Source organism: Novosphingobium sp. G106 (genome assembly GCF_019075875.1).
Classification (GTDB): Bacteria; Pseudomonadota; Alphaproteobacteria; order Sphingomonadales; family Sphingomonadaceae; genus Novosphingobium.
Genome location: NZ_JAHOOZ010000001.1, coordinates 2194377 through 2210697 on the forward strand (window position 1 = coordinate 2194377; position 16321 = coordinate 2210697).

The following is a 16321-nucleotide window of genomic DNA, read 5'->3' on the forward strand; positions in this document are numbered from 1 at the left end:
GTGAAATGACCTCCGAACTCGCCTTCGTCGAAGCCTTGCGGCGGATCGCCGGGCATCCGGGGGCGCGGCGGCTCGACGATGATTGCGCGGTGGTGGAATTCGGCGGCGAGACCGTCGTGCTGACCCACGACATGATGGTCGAGGGCATTCACTACCTGCCCGATCAGGACGCGGCCGACATTGCCTGGAAACTTGTCGCGACGAACATGTCGGATCTCGCCGCAAAGGGCGCGGAGCCCGTCGGTGTCCTGCTCGGCTATATGCTGGGGCGCGACGACGATCGCTTTCTGGCCGGGCTGGAGGAAGCTCTGGCGCACTACGGCGCTCCGCTGCTTGGCGGCGATACCGTGGCGGCTCCCGGCGCGCAAGCGCTGGGATTGACGGCGATCGGCCGTGCCACCCATCGGCCCGTCCCCTCGCGCGGCGGTGCGCAAGTGGGCGATAGCCTCTACATCACCGGCCCGGTCGGCGGGGCGATGCTCGGGCTCGAAGCCATGCGTTCGGGCCAGGGCGACAGTTTGGCCTATCGCCGCCCACAGGCCTTGCTCGCCGAGGGACAGGCGCTGGCCCCTCATGTCGGGGCGATGATGGATGTTTCGGACGGTTTGCTGCTCGACGCCGCGCGGCTGGCGCGAGCCAGCGGCGTGACCCTCGCGATCGATGGCGCTTCGGTGCCGATCGCGGTCCCGCCCGGCCGGCGCGCCGAAGCGTTGCGATGGGGCGACGACTATCAGCTTCTGTTCACCGCTCCGCCGGGCCTGATACTACCGATCGACGCCTATCGGATCGGCGAAGCATTGCCTGCCATCGAGGCCCCGCTGCTGCTTGACGGCCAGGCGCTCAAGGAAAGCGACGGGCTGGGCTACCAGCACTAGCCTCTGCCTCGGAAGATTGACCTTGCGCCCGCCGCGCGCAGCCATTAGCCCCTCACCACTTGCGACCCCAAAGAAGGGCGCAATCGTTGGGAAACAGGATAAAGGGGGCGTGCGTGGATCTCGTCACGATCGCGATTATATTGGGGCTGCTCGCCGTAGTTTACGGCTTCGTCACCAGTCGTCAGGTGCTGGGTAGCCCAGCCGGCAATGAGAAAATGCAGGAAATCGCCGCGGCCATTCAGGAAGGCGCACAAGCCTACCTGAAGCGTCAGTACACCACGATCGGCATCGTCGGCGTGGTCGTCGTCGCGATCGTCGCCTGGGCACTCGGGCCAATCTCGGCCGCGGGCTTCGCCATCGGCGCGATCCTCTCGGGCGTCGCCGGCTTCATCGGCATGAACATTTCGGTCCGCTCGAACGTCCGCACCGCGGCCGCCGCGCAGAAGGGCCTGCAAGAGGGCCTGACCTTGGCCTTCCGCGCCGGCGCCATCACCGGCATGCTCGTGGCCGGCCTCGCGCTGCTCGCGATCGCGGTGTTCTACTGGTACCTGACCGGTCCCGGCGGCTACACCGTCGGCGGCGAGGACCGCACCGTGGTCCAGGCGCTGACCGCGCTGGCCTTCGGCGCCTCGCTGATCTCGATCTTCGCGCGTCTCGGAGGCGGCATCTTCACCAAGGCCGCCGACGTCGGCGCCGACCTCGTCGGCAAGGTCGAGGCGGGCATTCCCGAGGACGACCCACGCAACCCGGCCGTGATCGCCGACAACGTCGGTGACAACGTCGGCGACTGCGCCGGCATGGCCGCCGACCTCTTCGAGACCTATGTCGTCACCGTTGGCGCCACCATGGTGCTGACCGCGCTGCTGCTCAACGGCGTCGGCGATCTGCTGCCCAAGCTGATGGCGCTGCCGCTGCTGATCGGCGGCGTCTGCATCGTCACCTCGATCATCGGCACCTATTTCGTCCGCCTGGGCGGCGGCAAGAACATCATGGGCGCCATGTACAAGGGCTTCCTGGTCACCGCGGTCCTCTCGGTCCCGGCGATCTGGTGGGCGATCTCCTACGCGATCGGCAGCATGGAAACGCCGATCGGGGAGGACGGGTTCACCGGCCGCTCGCTGTTCTACTGCGCGCTGCTCGGCCTCGTCATCACCGGCCTGATCATCTGGATCACTGAGTACTATACGGGCACCAACTTCCGCCCGGTGCGCTCGATCGCCAAGTCGTCGGAAACCGGCCACGGCACCAACGTCATCCAGGGCCTGGCCATCTCGATGGAAGCCACTGCCCTGCCGACGCTGGTGATCGTCACCGGCATCATCATCGCCTTCAAGCTCGCCGGTCTCATGGGCATCGCCTATGCCGCCACCGCGATGCTGGCGCTGGCCGGCATGGTCGTCGCGCTCGATGCTTACGGCCCGGTCACCGACAACGCCGGCGGCATCGCCGAAATGGCGGGCCTCGACGACTCGGTGCGCGAGAAGACCGATGCCCTCGACGCCGTGGGCAACACGACCAAGGCCGTCACCAAGGGCTATGCGATCGGATCGGCCGGCCTTGCCGCGCTGGTGCTGTTCGCCGCCTATACGACCGACCTCAAGGAGTTCTTCCCCGCGCTGGACGTCAGCTTCAGCCTCGAGAACCCCTATGTCATCGTCGGCCTGCTACTCGGCGCGCTGCTGCCCTACCTGTTCGGCTCGATGGGCATGACCGCCGTCGGCCGCGCCGCGGGTGACGTCGTCAAGGACGTGCGCGACCAGTTCCGCGAGAATCCGGGCATCATGGCGGGTACTTCCAAGCCCGACTATGCCCGCACGGTGGACCTCGTCACCAAGGCGGCGATCAAGGAAATGATCGTGCCGTCGCTGCTGCCGGTGCTGGCGCCAATCGTCGTCTACTTCGTCATCAACGCGGTTGCGGGCCAAGCTGACGCCTTCGCCGCGCTGGGCGCCTTGCTTATGGGCGTGATCGTCGGCGGCCTGTTCGTCGCACTCTCGATGACCTCGGGCGGCGGCGCCTGGGACAATGCCAAGAAGTACATCGAGGACGGCCACCACGGCGGCAAGGGCAGCGAAGCCCACAAGGCCGCGGTAACCGGCGACACGGTCGGCGATCCCTACAAGGATACGGCCGGTCCGGCGGTCAACCCGATGATCAAGATCACCAATATCGTCGCGCTGCTGCTGCTCGCGGCGTTGGCCAGCCACGGCGCCGGCTAACGCCGACGGTTGGGGCCAGCCACGGCGCCGGCTAACGCCAGAACCCGTCGCTGTCATTTGAGGGCCGAAAGGCACTCCCTGAGCCAAGTATATGCCCCGTCCGTATTTTTACGGATGGGGCATTTCCTTGCCTCGGCATGGGGTGAAAAACCCCGGAAACCGGGGGATAGTGCCGGAAGCGGGAAATCCCGACTGGACACCCGTCCCGAACTGGGACCGCGGACCCGATAGGCGCCCGCTTAAACTTTTGTTAGTGATGCTCTCACGTTACCGTTCATCCGATTCGACGTTCGGTGCGATTGGGGGCCGTCGGTCACCTTAGACCATATGCAAGATGCTATTTTTACGAGGTGCTGTATGAGAATCGCTACTGTATCGAGCGCCGCCATCGCGCTTTCCATGCTTGCGGCCCCAGCCGCTCACGCCGTCGTCATCGGTACCCTGGGTAACAACGGCTCGGCTTTCGTCACCATCGACTCGCTCGGCTCGCGCACGGGCGGCACGATCTACACGGCCGACCAGCCGTTCGCCGACATCCCGGCCGGCGGCGTCTACAACAACCAGTTCCTGGCTTCGGGTCCCTCGTCGGGCACTCCTCCGGGCACGCCCGCAGTGATCACCTTCAACCAGCCGCTGACCTATCTCAGCTTCCTCTGGGGTTCGCCGGACCTCTACAACAAGCTGACGCTGACCACGAACGTCGGTACGTACAGCTTCGACGTCGCGGGTCTGAACTTCGCGGTTACCAACGGCAACCAGGCGTTCTCGCAGTACGTCCAGTTCCAGACGAGCGCCGGTGAATACCTCAAGACGGCCAAGTTCGACGTGACCTCGCCGATCGACGCCTTCGAAGTCGCCAACTTCCGTACCGGCGTTCCTGAGCCCGCCACCTGGGCGCTCATGATCGTGGGCATCGGCTTCGCCGGCGCCGCCATGCGCCGCCGCCAGACGGTCTCGCTCAAGTACGCTTGATCGATCCGTTCGAACGGTAAGCAATAGAAACCCCGCCCGGAGCGATCCGGGCGGGGTTTTCGTTTGTCCGGTTTGGATGTTGTCTGACTTGGGCACGTTAGCAATTCCTTGGGCTTAGCCTGCTAATCGGGCCATGGCGGCGCTGGAGACCGCCGTCGCACGGGGTTCGACAAGCGGTGGCAAGCACGGCCGGGACCATTCCCAAGCCTGCAGGACGGCCTGCAGCCGCCCCGCGCCTGCCCGCCTTCGCGTTCGACGCGGTGCCCTGGCGCAGCATGAGCGACGCGACCGCGGCTTGGGATGCGCTCGCGCTCTGCGCCGCCGAGCCCAATCCCTTCTTCGAGAGCTGGTACTTGCTGCCCGCGCTAGCCGCCTTCGATCCGGGCGGAGACATCGGGCTGCTGCGGTTCGAAGCCGGCGACGAGCTCGCGGGGCTGATGCCGGTGGTTCGGCCGCGAAGCTATTACGGGCGGCCGATCCCCCATCTCGCGAGCTGGCTCCACGCCAACTGTTTCCTCGGCACGCCGCTCGTCGCGGCAGGGCTCGAACGACCATTCTGGCGCGCCCTGCTCGCCTGGGCCGATGGTCACGCGGGCGCCGGTCTGTTCCTGCACTTGCGCGACCTGTCGCTCACCGGCCCGCTGCATCAAGCGCTGAGCGACGTCCTGGACGAGCAAGGCCGCCGCGCCGCGCTGGTCCACCGCGAGGAGCGCGCGCTGCTCGCCAGCGAGGAGGCACCCGAAGCCTATTTCGAGGCTGCGCTCTCGGGCAAGAAGCGCAAGGAACTGCGCCGGCAATTCGCGCGGCTATCCGAACTCGGCGAGGTCCGGATCGAGCGCCTCACCGATGCCGATGGGCTCGATGGCTGGATAGAAGCCTTCCTCGCGCTTGAGCTGGCAGGCTGGAAAGGCCTCGCGGGCTCTGCGCTGGCCGCGCAGCCGGCGACCGCGCACCTGTTCCGCGAAAGCCTCCACGGCGGCGCCCGGCGCGGCCGGCTCGAACGGCTGACCTTGTCGCTCGACGGCGCCCCCATCGCCATGTTGGTAACCTTCCTCACCCCGCCCGGCGCCTTTTCGTTCAAGACCGCCTTCGACGAGCGCTATGCGCGCTATTCGCCCGGCGTCCTGCTGCAGCGCGAGAACCTCGCGATCCTAGGGCGCGACGACATCGCCTGGAGCGACAGCTGCGCAGCGGCCGACCACCCGATGATCGACCACATCTGGCGCGAGCGCCGCGCCATCGGGCGGCTCTCGATCGCCATCGGCGGGCGCCTGCGCCGCGCAGCCTTCGGCCTGCTCGCCCGCGCAGAACTCGGCCGCCGGCCCACGGGAATTTCCGAATGAGCGCCTTTCCTCCCGAAACCTGCACAGCTTTTGCCGGGCACTATCCCGAGGTTCCCCACAAGCTTGCCCACAGCCTCCATGCTCATCCGCTGCTTGAGCTGGATGCGCTGGCGAGCCTGGCCGAAGCGCTGCCGGCCAACTCGATCGAGTACAACGCCGCAGATCAGCCGTTGGGCGTGACGGGCAAGCCTGAACCCACCGGCCTGCCGATCGGCGAGACGATCCGCAATATCGGCTCGAGCGGTAGCTGGGCAGTGCTCAAGAACATCGAGCAGGACCCCGGTTATGCGACGCTGCTGGAAAGCCTGCTGGCCGAGCTGCGACCCGTGATCGAGGCTCGCACCGGGCGGATGATGACCACCCAAGGTTTCATCTTCGTCACCTCGCCCGGCGGCGTGACGCCCTATCATTTCGATCCCGAGCACAACATCCTGCTGCAGATTCGCGGGTCCAAGGTGATGACCCAGTTCCCTGCCGGCGATCCGGCCTACGCACCCGACGAGGTTCACGAGACCTACCACACCGGCGGGGCGCGCGAGCTGGCTTGGCGCGACGAGCTGGCCACGGGTGGGCGCGAGTTCGCGCTCGGCCCCGGCGAGGCGCTGTTCGTGCCCGTCATGGCGCCGCATTTCGTGCGCAACGGCCCAGAGCCTTCGATCTCGCTGTCGATCACCTGGCGCTCCGAATGGAGTTTCGCCGAGGCCGACGCGCGCGCTTTCAACGGCATGCTCCGCCGCATGGGCCTGCGGCCGCGCAGCCCCGGCCGCTGGCCCTCGCGCAACCTCGCCAAGGCCTACGGCTGGCGGGCTCTGCGAAAATTCCGCATGTCGAATTGACGGGCGAGCCCCGCGCTGCCTAAGCGGGGCGCATGACCGAAACCACCGCGCAAAGCCTGGTAAACGATCTGGCCGCCCTGCTCCGGGTAGAGCCGCTGGGTGGTGACGCCTTCGAAGGCGGTCGCACGCCCGAAGGGGGCGAGAACGGCGCGGGCCGCGTCTATGGCGGCCAGGTCGTCGCACAGGCGCTGGCGGCGGCCGAGGCAACCGTGCGCGAAGGCCGCCTGCCGCATTCGCTGCACGCCTATTTCCTTCGCATGGGCGATTTCCGCCAGCCGATCCGCTACGAGGTCGAACGCGACCTCGATGGCGGCAGCTTCGCCAACCGCCGCGTCGTCGCGCGCCAGGGCGACCGTCTCCTACTCAGCATGAACGCCTCGTTCCACCGGCTCGAGCAGAGTGTCGAGCATCAGGACGAGATGCCGCAGGTCACGCCCCCAGAGGCGCTGAAGCCCCGCTTCGATACGCGGTCCGGAAATGACGGCCTTACTGGGAAAAGCATGTCCGCGATGTTCGCCGCCCATGCGATCGAGCAGCGCTCGGTCGAGGACACCGACCTCGCCGAACCGGCGCAGGGGCCGCCGCACATGCACGTCTGGCTGCGTGCCGCGGCGCCGCTGCCCGACGACCCGCGCGTCCACCGCGCTCTGCTGGTTCACGCCAGCGACGCGCCGTTGCTGCCGACGGCTTCGCGGCCGCATGGGCTCAGCTGGCATCGCGGCGACTATCAGGGCGCCAGCCTCGACAATGCGATCTGGTTCCACGACGATTTCCGCATGGACGATTGGCTGCTCTACGAAACGCACAGCAGCTGGGCGGGTCGCGCACGCGGTCATATCGGCGGCAAGATCTATCGGCGCGACGGGCGGCTGGTCGCCAGCGTCGTGCAGGAAGGCATGATCCGCCGGGTCGGCTAGTGCAGGTGCTTGAGCTTGTCCGGATTGCGCATGACGTAGATCGCCGTGATCTTGCCGTCCTCGATTTCGAACGCGGTAGTCTGAAGCTCGCCATCGGCTTCGCGCGTGACGAAGCCGGGGAGGCCGTTGACGAAGCCAGTGCGGACCAGGCGCGAGGTGTATTTGCGGTAAATCACGCCCAGCCCCTTGTGCAGGCGCATGAGCTGACGCTTGCCCAAGACGAGCCGCACCGCCGCGGCGCGCTTGCCGCCGCCATCCGAATGGCTGGAAACGTCGTCAGCCAACAGGACACCCAGCGCGACCATGTCGCCGCTGCGCGAGGCGGCGAAGAAGGCTTCGGCGATTTCCAGTCCGTGCTTCCTCTCGATCTGGAAGCGCGGGCGCCCGTCGCGGACATGCCCGCGCGCACGACTGGCAAGCTGGCGGCAGGCGGCTGGGTCACGGTCGATCGTCTTCGCGACCTCCTCGAAGTCCAGCCCGAAGACATCGTGCAGCAGGAAAGCTGCCCGCTCGAGCGGGGAAAGCCGTTCGAGCGCCAGCATCAGCGGGAGTGTGACATCCTCGACGTCTTCCTCTTCGACGATCGGATCGGGCAGCCAAGGACCGATATAAGTTTCGCGCCGGTGCCGTGCGGACTTGAGCTGATCCAGGCAAAGCCGCGTCACGGTGCGGCGCAGGAAGGCCTCGGGCTCGCGCACCGTGGCGCGGTCGGCACCGAGCCAGCGGATGAAGGCCTCCTGCACCACGTCCTCGGCATCGGCGACCGAGCCGAGCATGCGGTAGGCGACGCGCGCCAGCCGCGGGCGCAGCGGGTCGAACTCCGCCGCGGCGGCTTCCATTTCCGCGGCGCCCGGGCTGTCCGCAACCATCAGGCTGCGATCTTCTTCGTGTGCGGCGTCTCGATCCACAGGCCGAAGCCGACGGCGACACGGTTCCAGCCGTTGATGATGTTGATCAGCAGCGTCAGGTTCACCCGTTCCTCCTCGGTGAAATGTTCTGCTAGCGCCTTGTAGGCCTCGTCATGGGTGTGCCCTTGCGACAGCTTCGTCAAGGCATCGGTCCAGCCCAGCGCGGCGCGTTCGCGCGCCGTGAAGACGGGCGCATCCTGCCAGGCGGCGACCAGATAAAGCCGCTGCTCGCTCTCGCCGTGGGCGCGGGCCTCGGCGCTGTGCATGTTGATGCAGTTGGCACAGCCGTTGAGGATCGACGAGCGCATCTTCACCAGCTCGGCCAGGCTGTGCTCGATACTGTCGCCGACCAGGGTACCGAGCTCGGTCCAGCGCGTCATCAGTTCGGGCGCTGCGGCGTAGGGGTTCATCTTGGCAGTCATCGTCGGTTCCTTTCCGGGGTTTCGCCGACAAGACGAGATAGCAGATCGACGGTGTGACACGGCCGCGAAATTTTTTGGGCGGCGAAAGCGCTTGAGACTTGCGGCCTGATTGCGCAGGTAGCGGGGATGCCCGCATTTCTCCCCTTCCCCGCCTGATGCACGACGCCGCCGCTACCGGGACCTCGCTGCTGCGCGACGGATTCCTGCTGCTCGGCTTCGCGCTGGTCTTCGTGCTGCTGTTCCGGCGCTTGGGCCTGGGTGCGACGCTGGGTTTCCTCGTCGCCGGCATGCTGGTCGGGCCGCAAGTGCTGAATATGGTCGGCGAGCCCGAAGCGATGCAGGGCGTCGCCGATCTCGGCATCACGCTGCTGCTTTTCGTCGTCGGGCTCGAGCTCAACCCGTCGCGGCTGTGGAAGATGAAGCGCGACATCCTCGGGCTCGGCCTGCTCCAGGTGACGCTCTGCGGCCTCGCCGTCGCCGGGATCATCAGCCTGGTGGGCTTCTCGCCCGCGGCCGCGCTGGCACTGGGCCTGCCGCTGGCGCTGTCCTCGACCGCGCAGGTGCTGCCGTTGCTGCGCTCCTCGGGACGGCTGCGCACGCCCTTCGGCGAGCGCGCTTTCGCCATCCTGCTGTTCCAGGACCTGTCGATAATCCCGCTGATCACGATCATCGCCGCGATGAGCCGCAATCCGGCCGATGCCGGCGGACCGCCGGGCTGGCTGCTGACGGTCTACACTTTCGCCGCGGTCGTGGGACTGGTCGCCGCGGGCCGCTTCCTGATCCGCCCGTTATTCCGCTTCATCGGCAACATGGGCGAACGCGAGATGTTCGTCTTCGCCGCGCTGTTTACCGTCATCGCCTCGGCCGCGCTGATGGAATGGCTGGGCCTGTCGACCGCGCTGGGCGCCTTTGTCGCGGGCGTCATGCTGGCGGACTCGCCTTATCGGCATGAACTCGAAGCCGATGTCGAGCCGTTCCGCACGATCCTGCTCGGCCTGTTCTTCCTGACCGTCGGCATGATGTTGAACCTCGAAGCCATCGCCGAGCGGCCGTTCTTCGTCATCGGCATGGCGCTGACGCTGATCGCGGTGAAAGCCGCGGTGATCTTCGCCATCGGCATGATGTTCCGCATGTCATGGCGTGCGGCGCTCGCGCTCGGCGTGCTGCTGAGCCAGGGCGGCGAATTCGGCTTCGTGCTGTTCGCCCAGGCCGCCAATGCCCAGCTCGTCGCGCCCGATGCAGCGAGCCTGTTCGGCGCGATCGTCACGCTCTCGATGGCGACCACGCCGTTCCTCATGGCGGCGACGAAACGCTTCCGCGAAGCCCCCGTCGAACGCGAGGAGCGCGAGGCACCCAAGGCCGACGGGGCCAACGCGCTGATCATCGGCTATGGCCGCTTCGGCCAGACCGTTGCGCAGATGCTGATCGCCAGCAACATCCCGGTGACCTTGATCGACACCGACGTCGAGATGATCGACGTCGCCAGCGGCTTCGGCGCCAAGGTCTATTTCGGCGACGGCACGCGGATCGAGATGCTTCGCCAGGCGGGCGCCGACGAGGCCGAGCTGATCCTGTTCTGCCTCGACGGCGACCAGATCAGCGCTGAGCTGATCGAGGCGGTGCATGACGCCTTCCCCAAGGCGGCGATCTATGTCCGCGGCTACGATCGCCGGTCGATGATCCGGTTGAGCGGCACGCCCATAGCTGCGGTAGTGCGCGAAGTGATGGAATCGGCGGTGAAGATGGCCAGGCTGGCGCTTGAGGAACTGGAAGTCAGCCCCGAGGACATCGGCCGCGCCGAGGACATGTACCGCGCCCGTGACAAGGAAAGACTGAAGAAGCAGATCGAAACCGGCAACGTCCAGGCCGGTCGCGATCGTATCTTCACGCAACCGGGAAGAGAGCCTTAGAGCCTGCTCTAACGTCCAAGGAGAAGCATCATGTCGCACCAGATGTACGAAGACGAACTCGTCAAGGCCAACGCGATACTGACCGCCAGCGGCCGGACGCCTGGCGACTTCGGCTTCGAGATGGAATTCATGGAACCCGATCCCGACGGAGCGGGCATGTTCACTGTGACCTATCTGGTGACGATCGTGAACGTCCGCACCGAGAAGGGTCTGCGCTCGATCGGCGGCATCGGCTACGACTGGGTGGCCGACTTCAAGGCCAATCTCGACGAGGGCTATTTCGACTGATTGTAGCAGCCCCTCCAGGCGGAGAGGCTGCTACGGCACGTCATTTCGCTTCGGTTGCCGCCTTCTCGATGAGGTCCGCAACTGCCTTGGGCTGCGACATATAGGCGACGTGGCTGCTCTTCAGCTCGATCGTCGTCGATTTGGACCGTTGGTACATCGACCGCTCGAGATCGGGATTGATCGCCCGGTCCTCGGTGGCGACGATCGCGTAGTTCGGCTTGGTCTTCCAGGCGGGCGCGGTCGCCGGTGTGCCGGCTGCCTTCGCCGACAGCGGCACTTGCGACCGCGCCATCAGGTCTGCGACCGACGCGGGAAGATCGGCGGCGAAATCGGCGTGAAATTTCGCCCGATCGAGGAACAGGAAGCCATCTGCCGAGGGAACGATCGAATTGGCGGCCGGCGGCTTGGAAGCCTGGAGCGAGCCCAGGCTCTCGCCCACTTCGGGCTGGAACGCCGCGACATAGACCAGCGCCTTGACGCGCGCATGGTTGCCCGCGCCCGAGATGATCATCCCGCCATAGCTGTGTCCCACGAGGATCGTCGGGCCATCCTGCTGATCGAGGATGCGGGTGGTCGCGGCGATGTCTTCCTCAAGGCTCGTCTCGGGCGGCTGGACGATGCTGACATTGTAGCCGTCGCGTTGCAGGATGTCGTAAACCGCCTTCCAGCCCGATCCGTCGGCGAAGGCGCCGTGGACCAGGACGACATTCTTGACCGCTCCCGCAGGCGCGGCATGGGCCGTCAGCGGCGAAAGCGAGGATGCGAGCACGCCTGCGAATAGACCGAGAACCACCTTAGTCATGAAGACCTCCGTTCGTGCGCAAACTGGACATGGGATCCGGCGGTTTGATGACAGTCGTCGCCGGCGCGCAAAGGATAGGCACAGCTCCCGATCGAAGGCCAACGAAATGTCAGCCGCTGGGATGGTAGAAGTCATAGACGGTCTGCGCCACAGCGGCGCTGACGCCCGGTGCGCGTTGCAGGTCTTCCAGACTGGCCGCGCGTACCTTGCCTGCCGTGCCGAAATGCAGCAGCAGCGCGCGTTTGCGCGCCGGGCCAATGCCGGGGATCTCGTCGAGCGGTGACGCCGTGATCGCGCGGCTGCGCTTGGCGCGGTGTGCGCCGATGGCGAAGCGGTGCGCCTCGTCGCGCAGGCGCTGGAGATAGAACAGCACGGGCGAATTGACCGGCAACGTCTTCTCGCGGCCGTCAGGGAAGTGGAACACCTCCCTGCCCTCGCGCCCGTGGTCGGGGCCCTTGGCGATGCCGATCAGCGGCAGGTCCTCGATGCCGAGTTCCTCGACCACGCCCCTGACCGCGCTCATCTGCCCCTTGCCGCCGTCGATCAGCACGAGGTCGGGCCAGGTGCCGCTCTCGCGGTCGGGGTCCTCGGTCATGGCCCGGCCGAAGCGGCGCGCCATGACCTCGCGCATCATGCCGAAGTCGTCGTTGGTCTGCGCGGTCTTGATGTTGAACTTGCGGTACTGGTTGTTGAGGAAGCCCTCGGGCCCGGCGACGACCATCGCCCCCAGCGCATTGGTGCCCTGGATGTGGCTGTTGTCGTAGACCTCGATACGCTGCGGCACTTCGGGCAGTTCGAAGAACTCGGCAACCTCGCGCATGATCTTGGCCTTGCTGCCGCTTTCGGCCATGCGTCGGTCGAGCGCCTCGGCCGCGTTGCGCGCAGCCTGCTGGATAAGGCGGCGGCGATCGCCGCGCTGCGGGACCGAGACCTCCACCTTACCGCCCGCCCCTTCGCGGAAGGCTTCGGCGAGCAAGTCTGCCTCGGGCAGCGCGCGGTCGACCAGGATGCAGCGCGCGGGCGGCACTTCCTCGTAGAACTGGGCGAGGAACGCGGTCATCACCTCTTCCTCGCTGAGTCCCTCTGTATGGGTCGGGAAGAAGGCGCGGTGGCCCCAGTTCTGGCCGCCGCGGATGAAGAAGGCCTGGACCGCCACCTGCCCGCCCTTGCAGGCCATGGCGAAGATGTCGGCGTTCTGCAGTCCCTCGGCGTTGATCGCCTGGCTGCCCTGGATGAAAGTTGCGGCGCGCAGCCGGTCACGCAGCATGGCCGCGCTTTCGAAATCGAGCGCCTCCGCCGCTTTCGCCATCTGCGCCTCGATTTTCTTCTGCACGGCGGCCGACTTGCCGGCGAGGAAGTCCTTGGCCTCGCTCACCAGCTCCGCATAGCCGGCCTCGTCGATCCGCCCGACGCAGGGTGCCGAGCAGCGCTTGATCTGGTAAAGAAGGCAGGGCCGGTCGCGCCGGCTGAAGAAGCTGTCGGTGCAGCTGCGCAGCAGGAACAGCTTCTGCAGCGCGTTGATCGTCGTATTGACCGATCCGGCGCTGGCGAAAGGCCCGTAGTAGTCCCCCTTGGCCTTGCGAGCGCCGCGGTGCTTGGTGATCCGCGGGAAGGCATGATCGGCGCGCAGCAGGATGAAGGGGAAGCTTTTGTCGTCGCGCAGCAGCACGTTGTAGGGCGGCCGGAAGCGCTTGATCAGCTGCGCCTCGAGCAGCAGCGCCTCGGCTTCCGAATTGGTCGTGACGATCGTCATCGAGCGCGTCTGGCTGACCATGCGCTTGAGCCGCAGCGGCAGTCGGTCGACCTGGGTATAGTTCGCCACACGGTTGCGCAGCACACGCGCCTTGCCGACATAGAGCACGTCGCCGCGCGCATCCTGCATGCGGTAGACGCCGGGGCGCGAAGGCAAGGTCTTCACCGTATCGCGCAGCACGGCAACGCCCGCCTCGATGTCGGGCTGGTCCGAGCCCTTCAGCGTATAGGACGCGCGGTCTTCGTTGAAGCGTTCGGCGCCTCTAGGGTTATTGGGTGTTCCGGCGGGAGTACGGGCCATCCCGGCCAGATAGGCATTTTGGCGCGCCGGCGAAAGCCGGGTGCCTAGAACATCTTGCGGAAATCGAGCCCGATCACCCGGCCGCGCGGGTCGCGGTAGTCTACCTGGTAGCTCAGCGGCACCGCGCCTGTGTCGTCGGTGACGTGCTGGCGCGAATCCAGCAGGTTGTCGACCTTGAGCATCAGCCGCGCGCCCTTGAGGAAGGGCACGTCCTGAACCAGCTTCTTCTGCTGGTCGAAATTGACGAAGGCGCGCAGGTTCAGCTTGGTCACGCTGCCGAAACGCAGGTCGCTGCTGCCCGGCGCGCCGGTGGCCTGGACGGTGACCGGCGCCGACCAGGTGCCATTGAGCCGCAGGCCGAAGCCCTTGTAGAAGCCGCCGCCCTCGAGCTCGAAGCCCTGCCGAGGCACGCCGCCCGCGACCAGCGCATCGCCGCCCAGCAGGTCGAGCGCCGGCCCGCCGGGTGCGACGAGAACGGTGTTGGTGAACTGCACCGTGTGGAACAGCGAGATGTTCCAGCGTCCCTGGCCGTTGCCGCCGGGACCACCTGGACCGCCGCCTCCGCCGCCACCGAAGCGACCGCCGCCACCTCCACCGCCGGGACCGCGACCCGCCCCCGGTCCGCCGCCCATGCCGGCGCCACGGCCTGCACCGTCGCCGCGCGGACCGCGCTCGCCACCACCCGCCATGCCCATGAAGCCTTGCCGCCCGCCGGGCTGCGGCTTGCCGATCGTGCCCGACAGGTTGAAGCCCCAGCGCAGCCGCGAGCTCTTGACCTCGCTGAAAGTCACCGGCCGGCGATCGATCGCCACGAGTTGCCCGCTCGCATCGCGCACGACACGGCCCGGGAACGCCGCCTCGATCTCGGGCGTGAGCAGCGGGAAATCCTCGGTGACATCGCTCGACCGGTTGCGGAAATAGTCGACGATCAGGTTCGAATTCTTGAGAAACGGCAGCTGCCAGTTGGCCGAGAACTTGAGATCGCGCTGGGTCTCGCGCTTCAGGTCGCGATTGCCGCCGTTGATGATGGTCACCAGTGCGGTCTGGCCGGTGGTGAAATCATAGACCACGACGTTCGACGAAAGCTGGGTTGGATTGCCCAGCTGGTTCAGCGTCGGCGCGGCCTGGTTGACGATATAGCTCGCCGAGAAATCGAGCTTGCTGGTCGGCATCCAGTTCAGCCCGGCGCTCCAGTCGGTAAGCGTACCGAAGTCCGATAGATGATTCAGCCCTCCGCTGAAATTGAGCGAAATATCACCGATCCCGCCCAGCACGCCCTTCTTGCGGCTGGTGATCGGCAGCGCCAGGTTGATCCCGACCGAGGCATCGCCGCGGTCGAGATTGGTATTGCCGAAGGTCCGCGTATCGCTGTTGTCAGACCGGGTATAGGCGAAGCCGCCCTTCAGCGTCATCGAGGCCTCGCCCGCGGGCAGTGAGAAGGGGCTGCCCGAAGCGGTGAACAGCGAGGTCAGGCTGTAGTCCTGCGTCCGCGCGCGGTCAGTCACGCCGGGCGTTACTGTGGGCAGCGGTCCGTCGATCGCCAGCGTACCGGCAGCGGCCGCGCTCAACAGCGGGGCCAGCGCGGCGCTGCTCCGTGGCTGGTCGGTCGTGGTCTCGGTATTGCTGTAGCTGCCGTCGGCCGTCGCGGTGAGCTGCCAGCCGCCGGCCAGCTTGTTCAGCACCAGGCCGCCCTCGAACAGCGTGGCATGGCTGATGCGGGCCAGCGGATCGGGTAGACTGCGCACTGCGGTGCCGGCAGGTCCGGTCAGCTCGACCGTGTCGAGCCCGTTGAGCGAATGCGTGTCGGTTCGCGTCACCGCGCCGTTCACCGTCAGCGCCGGCGCCGTGGGCCCTCCACCGAAGGCGGTCGACCAGGTGCCGTTGAGCGCATAGGCGCGGCTCGCGTCGATCAGCGAACGGTAGCGCGCCGGATCGGGATCGCCGGCGACCGTCGGGATGTTATCGGACGTCTGCTTCACGCCGCGCTCGGCCTCGGTGAGCATCGTCGTGTCGTTGATCTTGCCGGTGATGTTCAGCCGGCGCGGGCCGTTGATGTTCACCATGCCGGCCTCGAGCTCGCTGTCGGCTGTGCCGCCGTGGGTCGACGGGTCGTATTCGGCGGACACGGTCTTGCTGGTGAAATTGTCCTTGAGGATGAAGTTCACCACGCGCTGGTTCGGCGGATAGCCGAAGCGCAACGCGACTTCCTCGGGCAGGATTTCCATCCGCCGGATGGCCTCGGGCGGCAGGTCGCGCATCTCGCGAAAGTTCGAAATGCGCCGGCCGTTGAGCAGTATAACGGGACCGCCCGAGCCGCGCCCACGGCCGCTGCCGGTCTGCGGGCTCAACTGGTCGAGCAGGTCGGTGAGAGAGTCCGCGCCGTAGGAAGCGATGTCGGCTTCGTCGAGCACCAGGATCGGCGCCTGCGGCGCTTCGACTTGGCCCTTGATGCGCGTGGCGACGACGAGGATCTCCTTGCCGTCGGCCGTGACCGCCGTGCCGGTGCCCGCGTCGATCGGCGCCGCGTCGGTCCGCTCATCCTTGGCCGGAGAGGCTGCCTCGGACGCAGGCGCAGCCTCCTGCGCCAAGGCAGGAGTCGCCGCGGCGACCAGGGGAAACAGAAACAACGAACGCAACGACAATTCTCCCGCAAAGCTGCGCGCTCAGGTTCCCTTCCCTGCGGCGACTGATGGTCGATGCGCCGCAGCAACTCAATCCGTTGCCGGGTATCAAATTGTCACGTTGCCGTTACAGCTCCCTTTACTTTGGCGAGGCT

At 66.7% G+C, this 16321-nt stretch carries 13 protein-coding genes; 8 read left to right on the top strand and 5 right to left on the bottom strand.

All coding sequences use genetic code 11. The features are described from left to right. The first annotated feature begins 5 nt into the window (after positions 1-5). From thiL to KRR38_RS10580, 6 genes are all read left to right on the top strand, one after another. Positions 6-875, top strand: coding sequence for a thiamine-phosphate kinase (gene thiL / locus KRR38_RS10555; RefSeq protein WP_217401240.1), 870 nt, complete (start codon positions 6-8; stop codon positions 873-875). A 113-nt stretch (positions 876-988) separates the two neighbouring features. After that, a complete protein-coding gene (locus KRR38_RS10560; RefSeq protein ID WP_217401242.1) occupies positions 989-3094 on the top strand; it encodes a sodium-translocating pyrophosphatase in 2106 nt (701 codons plus the stop codon). 357 nt (positions 3095-3451) lie between these two features. Continuing rightward, on the top strand, positions 3452-4066 hold the full coding sequence (locus KRR38_RS10565) for a PEPxxWA-CTERM sorting domain-containing protein (RefSeq protein WP_217401244.1): 615 nt from the start codon (positions 3452-3454) through the stop codon (positions 4064-4066). A gap of 176 nt (positions 4067-4242) precedes the next feature. Then, a complete protein-coding gene (locus KRR38_RS10570) occupies positions 4243-5409 on the top strand; it encodes a GNAT family N-acetyltransferase (protein WP_309141014.1) in 1167 nt (388 codons plus the stop codon). Beyond that, entirely contained in the window at positions 5406-6245 is an 840-nt protein-coding gene (locus KRR38_RS10575; protein WP_217401246.1) for a cupin-like domain-containing protein, read from the top strand. The genes KRR38_RS10570 and KRR38_RS10575 overlap by 4 nt, the downstream gene beginning before the upstream one ends. A 32-nt stretch (positions 6246-6277) precedes the next feature. Then, positions 6278-7162, top strand: coding sequence for an acyl-CoA thioesterase II (locus KRR38_RS10580; protein ID WP_217401248.1), 885 nt, complete (start codon positions 6278-6280; stop codon positions 7160-7162). Here the strand turns inward: KRR38_RS10580 and KRR38_RS10585 are convergent. After that, positions 7159-8031, bottom strand: coding sequence for a sigma-70 family RNA polymerase sigma factor (locus KRR38_RS10585; protein ID WP_217401250.1), 873 nt, complete (start codon positions 8029-8031; stop codon positions 7159-7161). The genes KRR38_RS10580 and KRR38_RS10585 overlap by 4 nt on opposite strands. Beyond that, positions 8031-8492 (bottom strand): carboxymuconolactone decarboxylase family protein, encoded by a 462-nt coding sequence (locus KRR38_RS10590; protein ID WP_217401252.1) that lies wholly within the window; start codon positions 8490-8492, stop codon positions 8031-8033. The genes KRR38_RS10585 and KRR38_RS10590 overlap by 1 nt, the downstream gene beginning before the upstream one ends. A gap of 155 nt (positions 8493-8647) precedes the next feature. Here KRR38_RS10590 and KRR38_RS10595 point away from each other — a divergent pair, with 155 nt between their 5' ends. After that, positions 8648-10402, top strand: coding sequence for a cation:proton antiporter (locus KRR38_RS10595; RefSeq protein WP_217401254.1), 1755 nt, complete (start codon positions 8648-8650; stop codon positions 10400-10402). A 30-nt stretch (positions 10403-10432) separates the two neighbouring features. Then, complete coding sequence (locus KRR38_RS10600; protein WP_217401256.1) at positions 10433-10690, top strand: hypothetical protein; 258 nt, start codon at positions 10433-10435, stop codon at positions 10688-10690. 40 nt (positions 10691-10730) lie between these two features. Here the strand turns inward: KRR38_RS10600 and KRR38_RS10605 are convergent, their stop codons facing one another. The 3 genes from KRR38_RS10605 to KRR38_RS10615 form a co-directional block, all read right to left on the bottom strand. Further along, a complete protein-coding gene (locus KRR38_RS10605) occupies positions 10731-11492 on the bottom strand; it encodes an alpha/beta fold hydrolase (protein ID WP_217401258.1) in 762 nt (253 codons plus the stop codon). Between the two features lie 109 nt (positions 11493-11601). Then, positions 11602-13545, bottom strand: a complete 1944-nt coding sequence (gene uvrC / locus KRR38_RS10610) for an excinuclease ABC subunit UvrC (protein ID WP_217401260.1) — start codon at positions 13543-13545, stop codon at positions 11602-11604. A 44-nt stretch (positions 13546-13589) separates the two neighbouring features. Continuing rightward, positions 13590-16181, bottom strand: a complete 2592-nt coding sequence (locus KRR38_RS10615; RefSeq protein ID WP_217401262.1) for a TonB-dependent receptor — start codon at positions 16179-16181, stop codon at positions 13590-13592. Positions 16182-16321: the final 140 nt, after the last annotated feature.

What these genes read in the sequence shown, in the direction of transcription:
- thiL (WP_217401240.1), top strand. Translation starts at nt 6, where the DNA reads ATGACCTCCGAACTCGCCTTCGTCGAAGCCTTGCGGCGGATCGCCGGG.
- KRR38_RS10565 (WP_217401244.1), top strand. Translation starts at nt 3,452, where the DNA reads ATGAGAATCGCTACTGTATCGAGCGCCGCCATCGCGCTTTCCATGCTT.
- KRR38_RS10575 (WP_217401246.1), top strand. Translation starts at nt 5,406, where the DNA reads ATGAGCGCCTTTCCTCCCGAAACCTGCACAGCTTTTGCCGGGCACTAT.
- KRR38_RS10580 (WP_217401248.1), top strand. Translation starts at nt 6,278, where the DNA reads ATGACCGAAACCACCGCGCAAAGCCTGGTAAACGATCTGGCCGCCCTG.
- KRR38_RS10585 (WP_217401250.1), bottom strand. Translation starts at nt 8,031, where the DNA reads ATGGTTGCGGACAGCCCGGGCGCCGCGGAAATGGAAGCCGCCGCGGCG.
- KRR38_RS10590 (WP_217401252.1), bottom strand. Translation starts at nt 8,492, where the DNA reads ATGACTGCCAAGATGAACCCCTACGCCGCAGCGCCCGAACTGATGACG.
- KRR38_RS10595 (WP_217401254.1), top strand. Translation starts at nt 8,648, where the DNA reads ATGCACGACGCCGCCGCTACCGGGACCTCGCTGCTGCGCGACGGATTC.
- KRR38_RS10600 (WP_217401256.1), top strand. Translation starts at nt 10,433, where the DNA reads ATGTCGCACCAGATGTACGAAGACGAACTCGTCAAGGCCAACGCGATA.
- KRR38_RS10605 (WP_217401258.1), bottom strand. Translation starts at nt 11,492, where the DNA reads ATGACTAAGGTGGTTCTCGGTCTATTCGCAGGCGTGCTCGCATCCTCG.
- uvrC (WP_217401260.1), bottom strand. Translation starts at nt 13,545, where the DNA reads ATGGCCCGTACTCCCGCCGGAACACCCAATAACCCTAGAGGCGCCGAA.